Raw genomic sequence first — 10,651 nt, forward strand, 5'->3', positions numbered from 1 at the left:
CCGAAAACTCGTTCTCAGCGAAAATTAATCTCAGTAAGATTCAATAGATAATTAGTTTGGATCTATTGCCCCCTCATGCTCCGCGAATTCAGCTTTAGAGGGGGTTTTGTTTATCTTCTGGACTCGAAAATAAAAACGAAAATAAAAACGAAAATAACCCCATCCATACAACCCATTCACCAATACCATTAAACCTTTTCCAATCCCTGAATCAACCCACGGAAACATCCAAACCGTTGCGATCAACACAGCGACCAATTCCACAAACGCCACCACTCGACCATGATGTTTAATATCCCAGTAAGAAAGGGGGCTAATAAAACGATAATGACTCACCGGAAAAAAATGTCGATGAGCATCATCATGGTGAACAGGTAAATCAAACAAAGAATGCAAAATCAAACTTAAGCACAGCAGTTGTAGACTTTCCCAGTTATAAAAATAACCTATTCCCCATCCAAACATCGCCAGAGGAATAGAATGAAAAGTCGCCACTAGATTTTGGATAATCGGTTGATAATAAGCCTCTGACCAAATCTTTTGTTCCGGAAGTTTAGTCATAAACTTAGCCCAACCATAAAATAAAAAAATCGGAATATCCGGTAAAATTCCACCAAAAACTACAATTAAAGACGCTTCAGAATTACTCGCTTGACTCAAAAGAGCCAGATTTAAAATTGCATGACTCGGTGTATTCATCCTTAATCGTAACTGTTCGGGATGCTATCGATCTTATCATTTCTTGTGATATCTAGCTTTCCATTCTTCTAAAGCTAAATCAACTAAAATCTCTATTGAATTAGATTTAACTGATTTTTCAGTCATTTTTTCATACCATTTTAAGTAGTACATAATATCAAGATCATCACATTTTCCGCCTGATGAATAACGACTGGGAATTCTTACTTTTAATGCCGTTTTCCAATCTTCTGTCAGGATGTTTAGTTTGACATTTTTTCCTCCGGAATAGGGAAGATATAGAAACATCTCTAGATTTCTATTTGGATTGGATTGGTAAAATCCACCACAGAGTAAATGAGTGGGCTTACAAAGTTTACCATCTTTTTTTATTTTACCATAAGTTAGGGTGACATTTGTATTCTTTTCCCCCATTAAATCATCAAAACTCAGAATTTTTTCTCGCAGTGTGATAATAAAATTTTTAATTTCTGTTGGTTGAGACTCAAGCATTCGATTGAGTGATTTTGGAATTTTGGGGATGATCCTAGAAATCACTTGCATTTGGGATTGAGATCTTTGTTCGTCAGCGATATCAATCAGTTGGAAAGAAGTGATTAACTCTCGCTCAAAATTTTTTAAGTTAAAATAGAGATCATTATTATTTTGGGTAATCTCAAACTTTAAAAAATCTATATTAAGTCGATTATATTTTCGATCAATTAAATTATGTCGATGAAAATTGGGGGATATTGCTAAAAGTTGAATAGATTGTGTATAGTCAATATCGGCTTGAAAAGGTTGATCAGACAAAATGCGATCATAGTAACGAGTTAATTGTTGTACAAGATATCGATATTCACTATTTTTTAGCTCTATAATGACTAATGTTTTATTTTCTGTAATCGCTAAAATATCACAAAATTCTCCTCGAATTGAGAATTGTCGTTGAAAAGGTTGCAAATTGAGTAAATTCTTTAAATTATCCCAGATAAACGTTTCTAAGTCGGCTTCACTGTTAAATTTCCAGATATCGTTATTTTTCGATAGCATTATTTTTCCACTATCTCTAAATTACACCTTAATTTCTAGCTTTCCATTCATCTAACGCCAGATCAATCCATATTTGTAATGAATTGGACTCCACTAATTTACCAGTCATTTTATAATAAAGATTGAGATACTGTTCAAAAAGATAAGATGTTCCGGCTTTCCAAGGTTCTTTATAGCGAGAGGGAAGCACTATCCCAGAGACAGTTTTCCAGTCATTTGTTTGAACTAAAACTTTGATCATTCTTTGATTGGTTTCATCGTGAGGAAAAGGAAGATAGAGAAACAGTTCAATTTTAACTATTTTTTTAGAATAGGAATACTGAGACTCATCTAAAGGTTCACCCCAAATATCAGTCTTGTGTACTACAACATCTGGGTCGTCTAAACTTTGATCAACTGAAACCCAATATTGATCTCGATGAAACTCAACACAACGAGTATGATAACCACGATAAAGCTGAGTTTTACTCTTTCTTTTGCCATATCCAATGGTAACTTCTGTACTACTTTCACCCATCATTTCGTCAAATCTGAGAATTTTTTCTCGAATATCTAAAACAATATTTTGTTTTTCAACACTATCTTTTTCAATCAGGTTAAGTAGTGCTTTTGGTGAACGAGGTAATATTTTAGGATTTGGCACATTTTCAGGATTAATAATATATTCTTCAGGATAGGAAATTATGATTTTAGAAATCATTGCTTCCTGAATGGTATTCAAAGTAAAATAAACCCGATTTTCCGTTTGAATAATCTGAAATTTTAAAAGTTCTAAATCAAGAGTATGATATTTGAGATCGATGAAACTATCTTGATGAAAATCGGGTGCGATCGCAATTAAACGGATAGACTGAGTATAATCGATTTCAGAACTGAGCGGTTGTTGTTCTAAGAGATTGTCATAATATCGAGTAAGCTGCTGAACAATATAGCGATCTTCAGAATTTTTGACTTCTAGTATGATCAATCGCTGACAGGGATCTATTGCCAGAATATCGCAGACTTCTCCTCGCACTCGATGTTGCTGCTTCAGAGGTTTTAATCCGAGTAAACTGGATAAGTTTTTCCAGACAAAACTCTCCAAAGCAGCCTCATTTTCAAATTCCCAACCTTCTCTAGATTTGCGTAACATAAAAACAAATTTAGAGCGCACCGTACAACCGTTGAATCAGTTCCGGCGCTCGGACAACTCCCTCAATTCGCTCAATTGGTTGACCCTTTTTAAACAACACCAAAGTCGGTAAAGCTTCAATTCCATATTGAGATGCAATCTGTGGATATTTATCCGTGTCAATTTTAACAATCTTGATTTGTTGATTCATTTGCTGATTCACTTCCTCTAAAATAGGAGCCATCATGTGACAAGGGCCACACCAAGTCGCATAGAAATCCACTAAAACCGGAAGATCAGAACCCTCAAGAAGTTCTTTAAAGCTGCTAAACGTCTTTTTAACTGACATGGAGAGAAACTCCCTCTAACTTGATGTTTGTATTATAATCTGACCTGATCAGAGTTAACAGTCTTTACGGGTTAGTTTTATCTTAAAATTTTCATCTTGAAAGTAGCCTTCATTAAGAATTAACAATTGATTGAATTGGCTCAAACTTGATTAAAAATCCGGTTTCAATCAATAAATGGTCAATTAAATCTAAATAGAAATTACAGTTTATGAAGAAAGTTTGATTTTATAGAAGTCCCAAAAGCTGTTAACCTCTAGGATGGAACGTTTAAGCGTTGAAAAATTGCTGAGGAAATCTACATGGACGTTTTACCCGAAACCCAACAACATCTCAAAGAACAAGTTGCAATTGTTACAGGCGCATCACGGGGAATTGGTCGGGCGATCGCGATCGCTTTAGCGAGCCTTGGGGCTAACATTGTTGTTAACTACGCCAGTTCTTCCGGTGCCGCCGATGAACTTGTTGAAGAAATTACCAACTCGGGAGGAAATGCGATCGCCCTGTGTGCCGATGTTTCCCAAGCCGAGCAAGTCGATACCCTGATCAACACCGTCATGGAAAAATGGGGACGAGTTGACATCTTAGTGAACAACGCAGGAATTACCCGTGATACCCTACTTTTGCGGATGAAACCCGAAGAATGGCAAGCCGTGATAGACCTCAACTTGACTGGTGTCTTTCTCTGCACTCGCGCCGTGAGTAAAATTATGCTGAAAAAGCGATCGGGTCGAATTATTAATATTGCATCTGTTGCAGGTCAGATGGGAAACCCCGGACAGGCTAATTATAGTGCAGCCAAAGCGGGTGTAATTGGGTTTACCAAAACCGTTGCCAAAGAACTCGCAAGTCGTGGTATTACGGTCAACGCCGTCGCCCCCGGTTTTATTGAAACTGATATGACAAAAGATCTCAAAAATACCGAAGAAATTCTAAAATTCATCCCCCTTGGTCGGTACGGTCAACCCCAAGAAGTGGCTGGAATGGTCAGATTTTTAGCCGCAGACTCGGCCGCCGCCTACATCACAGGTCAGGTGTTTAATGTTGATGGTGGAATGGTGATGGCCTAGAAAGGCAAGAGGTAACAGGCAAGAGGCAAGAGGTAAAAGGCAAGAGGCAATAGGCAAGAGGCAAGAGGTAAGATCACCCCATCTCCCCACCTCCCTATCTCCCCACCTCCCCATCTCCCCACCTCCCTACTCCCTCCTCTTGTACGGTTTCCACGAACTAGCACTCACCTCCTAAGAGTGCTAAATTGACTAAGTGGAGAGCTAACGGTCGTTATATGGCAAAAATTGTTGCGTTTAATGAAGAGTCAAGACGGGCGCTCGAACAGGGTATCAACGCCATCACAGATGCAGTGCGTGTTACCCTCGGCCCGAAAGGTAGAAATGTATTATTAGAGAAGAAATTTGGTGCGCCCGATATTGTAAATGATGGGATTACTGTAATCAAAGAAATTACAATCTTTGATCCCTTAGAAAACACGGGTGCTAGACTCATTCAAGAAGTCGCCTCTCAAACCAACGATGTTGCTGGAGATGGAACCACCACGGCAGCTATTTTAACTCAAGCAATGATTGCCGAAGGCTTAAAAAACGTTGCTGCTGGGGCTAACCCTGTATCCCTACGTCGAGGTATTGAAAAAACCATCAACCGTTTAGTTGACGAAATCGTAGCGGTGGCGAAACCCGTAGAAGGAGATGCGATCGCTCAAGTGGCGACAGTATCAGCCGGAAACGATCCAGAAATTGGTCAGATGATTGCCCAAGCGATGGATAAAGTCACCAAAGACGGTGTAATCACGGTTGAAGAATCCAAATCTTTGACAACCGAACTCGATGTTGTTGAAGGGATGCAATTTGATCGCGGTTATCTATCACCCTATTTTGTTACCGACAACGAACGGATGATCGCTGAGTATGAAAATGCTCGTATTCTGATCGTTGATAAGAAAATTAGTGCTATTCAGGATTTAGTTACCGTCCTCGAAAAGATAGCACGGGAAGGTCAACCTCTGCTGATTATTGCAGAAGATGTCGAAGGAGAAGCCCTGGCGACTCTGGTTGTTAACAAGGCCAGAGGGGTTTTAAATGCAGTCGCCGTGAAAGCCCCAGGGTTTGGCGAACGCCGAAAAGCCATGCTGCAAGACATCGCCATTCTCACCAATGGTCAGGTCATCTCTGAAGAAGTCGGTTTAAGTTTGGATCTTGTTACCCTAGAAATGCTGGGAACCGCCGACAAAATTACCGTTGAAAAAGACAAGATCATTATTGTCGCCTCAGGTAATACAGCCGATGTCGAAGCCCGCATTGCTCAACTCCGACGACAACGGGAAGAAACCGATTTAGAGTATGATCTCAATAAACTGCAAGAACGAATTGCCAAGCTTTCAGGCGGTGTTGCAGTGATTAAAGTCGGGGCGGCGACAGAAACTGAATTAAAATCTCGTAAACTGCGAATTGAAGACGCTCTCAACGCGACAAAAGCGGCAGTTGAAGAAGGAATTGTTCCCGGTGGCGGTACAACACTCATTCATTTAGCGAAAAAAGTTGACCAAATTCTCGATGAACTGGTCGGAGAAGAAAAGATTGGCGGTAAAATCGTTGCCAAAGCTTTAGAAGCCCCTCTCTGTCAAATTGCCAATAATGCCGGGGCAGAAGGAGCCGTTATCGTTGAAAAGGTTCGGGAAACCGATTTTAACATTGGTTATAATGCTCTGACGGGTGAGTGTGAAGACCTGATCAAAGCAGGGATTATTGATCCGGCGAAAGTTGTTCGTTCAGCGCTACAAAATGCAGGTTCAATTGCCGGAATGGTCTTAACGACTGAAGCTTTAGTTGTTGAGAAACCCGAGAAGAAATCCGCAGCTCCCGACATGGATGGCATGGGCGGCATGGGCGGCATGGGCGGCATGGGCGGCATGGGCGGCATGGGTATGGGCGGCATGGGCGGCATGGGCGGCATGGGTATGATGTAAGTCGTTCACCGCTTAATCACTCAATGCGCGAGTTTTGTGATTAATTTAAAGCAACTCAATCGAATTGGGTTGTTTTTTTATTAAGAACGATAATTAAATCCCTCTCCAAATCTCTCCCCTGCAAGGACAAAGACTTCAAAACCTTGATCAGATCAAACTATCACAGACCCGGCGATCTTCCTTGCTCAAACTAACATTAGGATTGTTAAAATAATCCTGTAACCCATCACAACTATGCTTTAATAAACCCTCAATTTGATTTTTTTGATTGACTTTATCGCTTCTTTAGTATATTGTATACTCTATAATTCAGGATGTTTATGATAATCTATTTTTCTTTATATAAATAATTTTATACAATTAATCATTCTGGAGTAACAAGGGTTTTTCAGGGTTTTGTACTCCCCTCAAATATTTAGATTTCTTTCACCATCAACACACTTTCATAATTTTTAAACTCTAGGAATGATTCACGTTTCAGGGTTCCTACAGAGTAAAATCCTTGCTTTTCATGGAATAAAATTGAACGATTATTGGAGATTGGTCGAGAAACAATAAAGGTTGAAAAGAATGAATTTGGAAAGGTTTCATAGAGAGATTTGTACAAAAATTGAGCAACTCCTTTACCCATATTTTCAGGATGAGTTGCAACGATTTTAATATAAAAATGTTGATCACTCAGAATTTTATTCTGACCAGAATCATCTTTCCAAATTATTTGATTTAAAAAATTAGGGCTAATTTTGGGTTGGGATAAAGCTAAAAATCCGATAACTTTATGATTTGTTTCTAAGTCCTGATGAACCGCTACAAAATATTGAGTTTGATGATTGATCTGATCTAGAATTTCTTGTTCGGTGGTTGCCGCCAAAAGAAAACCATGAGAATTTAAGGCATTTAGTTCTCTAACATGAGAATTATGAATGCCAATAATTTCTCCTCTATCTTGAGGGTTTGCTTCTCTAAAGTTAAATTGAGAACTTAAGTTGTCTATTGGTTTCATTCATGCTAAACTCCCTCAATAGTAGTACACCCATGAAAACATTAAACTACACTCAAGCGATCAGAATTTAATCCATTTATTCTTTCTCCGAGGATTTGCTTGTCTCAGAATTAGGCTTTTGATCAGACTGAGGACAAATATAGGGTTCTAGCTTCCTCACAGCCTCCGCTTTTTTCTTTTTTGACGAGGATGAACTCTTGATCGATACGTGTGACAGCAGCATGGTTTCTCCTTTTACTGGTTTGAACCTCAACTCGGCGCCGAGCTGTCTACTTCCATAGTAAACGATTTATTCAAGTTGCTACAACCGTACAAATGCCGAATTCCTATTATTTTTCGAGATAAAATTATAATTTCTGGAAAATTCCCGTTAAATTTACAATTACTTTAAATTATCACAATTAATCAAGTTTTGTATCGGTTAATTTTCCAAGCCTGTTTCTGCTAATGCCACAGCACCCCAAAGCGGGGCTTCATCTCCTAACTGGGCGGAAACAATTTCAAAATCAACTTCAGGTAATGCGGTTTGACGAGAAATTTGCCGAACTTGATGCCAAAATAAATCCCCCGCTTTGGTCACGCCACCGCCCAAAATAAACCGTTGAGGATTAATTAAATTTGCCGCATTACCAATTCCCACCCCAATCGCCCATCCTGCTAATTTGATGGCGTTTTGACAGAGTTCATCACCCTCATTTGCTGCTTGACTAACGATTTCAGCCGTAATTTTATCAAGTTGATGATTAACTAAATGACGCAGAATTTCGCCCTGCTGGGGCTGTTTATTTAAGCTTTGACGAACCTGTTGGGCAATATATGGCCCGGATGCTAATCTTTCCACACAACCGCGTTTTCCACACAGACACAATGGCCCATCGGGTTGGACGACAGTATGACCAATTTCTCCGGCCATTCCCTGCGTCCCTTGCCAAAGACGGTTATTGAGTATCCAACCGCCCCCAACCCCTGTACTAACGGTAATATATAATAAGCTTTCACATCCTTGTCCGGCACCGAATTTGTATTCACCCAAAGCGGCAACATTAGCATCATTATCGACTCTAACCGGAACGTTAAATTCTGCTTCTAAAATTTCTCGCAGAGGCACATTTTCCCATCCTGAAACATGATGAGATAAACGAACGATTCCGGTTTTTGCATCAACTGGCCCGCCAAAACTGATCCCAATGGCTAGGGGCTTTTCATTGCCTAACAACTCACGAATTAGCGATCGCATAATTTCGAGATCTGTCGTTGCGTTGGGAGAGTTTCCGGAAAGTTGGCGTCGGGTATTTTGCCATTTTTGTTGACCAGAAATGAGAGTCGCTGCGGCTAATTTTGTCCCGCCAAAGTCGAGGGCGAGGATTTTATTATTCATCTTTTCTCTAATATTATTTCTGCTTAATAATACAACGAATTCCTTGTATTCCAGGCTGCGAGACAATCACCTAAAAATGAAGGGGGATGAATTAAAAGCAATTTCACAAAGAATGGGTATAACTTAAAAGTCACTTTTTACAGTTGAACTTTCCCCAAAATTAGTTCAGATATTTAATCTTAGTAGTATTACCGATAGGATTTAAAATGTATCTGTATCACACTTTTGCTTTTTTGTCAAGCGTACCCACAAAAGAGATGTAAAAATTGGTGCATCGTCAGTCGGGATCTGAGTGTTAATTTGAATTCAGTGATCGGGGTAAGGAACGAATACATTAGGGTTTGAAGCGTTATCAGTTGAGTAAATACCCTATTGGTCACACCAATCCTCAATTATTTTCAAGATCTAGAATACCATAAGGGCTGAAAGAACGCAAGCTCGTTGCTTATTGAGAATAATTCTTGAGTTAAGATTTGTAAAATCAAGGAATTGATAGAAAGTTTAGAACTGAAGCAAGCTTATAGATTATTATAACTTATCTTTATTTGTCTTTGAGGGGATAAACCCCACTTTTTGAAGAAACCGATTTTTTTGGCTGGGTTATCTTCGAGTTTTCATCATATGAGGAACTTTTTCGCGATCAAATCAACCAGTAGAGCTATAAGCAGATTAATTAGGTGAAACGAACTATGATCTCATGTGGAACAACTGTGAACACTTTGCTAGTTGGACCCCCAGTTATTTTTGTGTAACAACTGGAAATGCTTCGACCGAAAGCGTTAAAAAGTATATTGAAAGCCAAAGAGGAAAATCAAAACGGGATAAATCCCGCGTGTCATCTAAGCGAAAACTTAGGCGGGATGGAAACCGACACCGCCTAGTTTCCGCCATTCAACCAGTCGTTCAAGCAACTGGCTAACTTCTTATGAGATTATTCTGTTTGTTGCTGATCATTGTATCGATCAACTTCTTGTTATACCCCGACATTCCTGGTTATGAATTGGCTAGTTTTACTCCTGATTAATGGCGAATATGTTCATAGATACTCACATAATCTTTGCCGGGATGATTCCAAGAATAATCATACTCCATACCTTGTAAGGTGAGTTTGCGGAACTCTTTCGGGTAGTCATGCCATAGACCAATTGCCCGATCCATTGCTGATTCTAAGGCTTGGTTGTCGGTTTGATAGAAGACATAACCGTTGCGTTTTTTATCGGGTTTATGGTTGTCATAATCTCGGTCAAAAACCGTACTGAGCAACCCACCTACTCCCCGAACAATGGGTACAGTTCCGTATCTCAACCCAATCATTTGAGTTAACCCACAAGGTTCATAATTACTAGGAACAACAATCATATCTGCCCCGGCATAAATCAGGTGAGAAAGTTCTTCGTTAAAGCCGATTTCTAAATGACAATCGGGGTTATGATCTAAGTAGTGCTTTTCATGCCAGAACCAATCATTAATTCCCCGTTCTGTTGCCGAACCCAAGAGAACAAATTGTGCCTGTCGGTGTAGAGCATAATAAAGGGCATGATGAACTAAATGAACGCCTTTCTGCTGATCTAAGCGACCAATATAGGCGATAATCGGTTGATTGACATGACGCAGCCAGAGTTTTTCTCGTAATGCCTTTTTATTCTTGATTTTGTTGTCGAGATCTTCGGGACTATAATTAAACGGAATATAGTGATCAATTTCGGGATTCCAGACATTATAATCAATGCCATTGAGAAGACCACTAAACTTGTGTTGATGTTCATGTAAGGTATGACCCAAGCCATAACCACAGTCGCCTTGATGGGCTTCCCAAGCATGATGGGGTGAAACAGTGGTGACAAAATTGGAGTAAATAATTCCCCCCTTCATAAAATTCAGCGCGAAGGGATTAAAATTGTCTCGAAGACGACTGTAATCAAAATAATAGGGTTCGTTATTGAGTCCAGTTGCCCAAAGAACATTTGCTCCCGCGATACCTTGATGCTTGAAGTTGTGGATGGTGTAACAAACTCGTTGAGACTCCATACCGTGATATTTGTAGATCTCAAACAGCATCACCGGGATTAATCCTGTTTGCCAATCGTGGCAATGGATGACA

The 10,651-nt window shown here is 39.6% G+C and carries 9 protein-coding genes and 1 pseudogene; 3 read left to right on the plus strand and 7 right to left on the minus strand.

Going from position 1 to position 10,651, the window contains the following annotated elements:
• Positions 1 to 51: 51 nt before the first annotated feature.
• From L8106_RS21150 to trxA, 4 genes are read right to left on the minus strand one after another with little or no spacing between them, the layout of a single operon-like run.
• Positions 52 to 699 (minus strand): hypothetical protein, encoded by a 648-nt coding sequence (locus tag L8106_RS21150; RefSeq protein ID WP_009786493.1) that lies wholly within the window; start codon positions 697 to 699, stop codon positions 52 to 54.
• Positions 700 to 735: 36 nt separating this feature from the next.
• Positions 736 to 1,731: an endonuclease NucS domain-containing protein gene (locus tag L8106_RS29880; protein ID WP_009786494.1), complete on the minus strand. Its 996-nt coding sequence runs from the start codon at positions 1,729 to 1,731 to the stop codon at positions 736 to 738.
• A 28-nt stretch (positions 1,732 to 1,759) separates the two neighbouring features.
• Positions 1,760 to 2,863 carry a hypothetical protein gene (locus tag L8106_RS29885; RefSeq protein ID WP_050779158.1) on the minus strand — a complete coding sequence of 368 codons (1,104 nt, stop codon included), beginning with the start codon at positions 2,861 to 2,863 and terminating at the stop codon, positions 1,760 to 1,762.
• A 10-nt stretch (positions 2,864 to 2,873) separates the two neighbouring features.
• Complete coding sequence (gene trxA / locus L8106_RS21165; protein WP_009786496.1) at positions 2,874 to 3,191, minus strand: thioredoxin; 318 nt, start codon at positions 3,189 to 3,191, stop codon at positions 2,874 to 2,876.
• Between the two features lie 300 nt (positions 3,192 to 3,491).
• Between trxA and fabG the strand changes: the two genes are divergently transcribed.
• Both fabG and groL read left to right on the plus strand, forming a co-directional pair.
• On the plus strand, positions 3,492 to 4,259 hold the full coding sequence (gene fabG / locus L8106_RS21170; RefSeq protein WP_009786497.1) for a 3-oxoacyl-[acyl-carrier-protein] reductase: 768 nt from the start codon (positions 3,492 to 3,494) through the stop codon (positions 4,257 to 4,259).
• Positions 4,260 to 4,474: 215 nt separating this feature from the next.
• A complete protein-coding gene (gene groL, locus L8106_RS21175; RefSeq protein WP_009786498.1) occupies positions 4,475 to 6,169 on the plus strand; it encodes a chaperonin GroEL in 1,695 nt (564 codons plus the stop codon).
• 415 nt (positions 6,170 to 6,584) lie between these two features.
• Here the strand turns inward: groL and L8106_RS21180 are convergent, their stop codons facing one another.
• Positions 6,585 to 7,172 carry a GNAT family N-acetyltransferase gene (locus L8106_RS21180; RefSeq protein WP_009786499.1) on the minus strand — a complete coding sequence of 196 codons (588 nt, stop codon included), beginning with the start codon at positions 7,170 to 7,172 and terminating at the stop codon, positions 6,585 to 6,587.
• A gap of 421 nt (positions 7,173 to 7,593) precedes the next feature.
• A complete protein-coding gene (locus L8106_RS21185; RefSeq protein WP_009786500.1) occupies positions 7,594 to 8,550 on the minus strand; it encodes an ROK family protein in 957 nt (318 codons plus the stop codon).
• Positions 8,551 to 9,226: 676 nt separating this feature from the next.
• On the opposite strand from L8106_RS21185, the pseudogene L8106_RS33875 reads away from it, so the two are divergent.
• Positions 9,227 to 9,469, plus strand: a pseudogene (locus tag L8106_RS33875) (transposase); the annotation flags it as partial.
• Between the two features lie 101 nt (positions 9,470 to 9,570).
• Here the strand turns inward: L8106_RS33875 and L8106_RS21190 are convergent.
• Positions 9,571 to 10,651, minus strand: a 1,081-nt coding sequence (locus L8106_RS21190) for a glycogen synthase (RefSeq protein WP_039896882.1), incomplete at its 5' end; no start/stop codon positions are given.

Origin of the sequence: Lyngbya sp. PCC 8106, from assembly GCF_000169095.1 — a bacterium.
GTDB lineage: Bacteria > Cyanobacteriota > Cyanobacteriia > Cyanobacteriales > Microcoleaceae > Capilliphycus.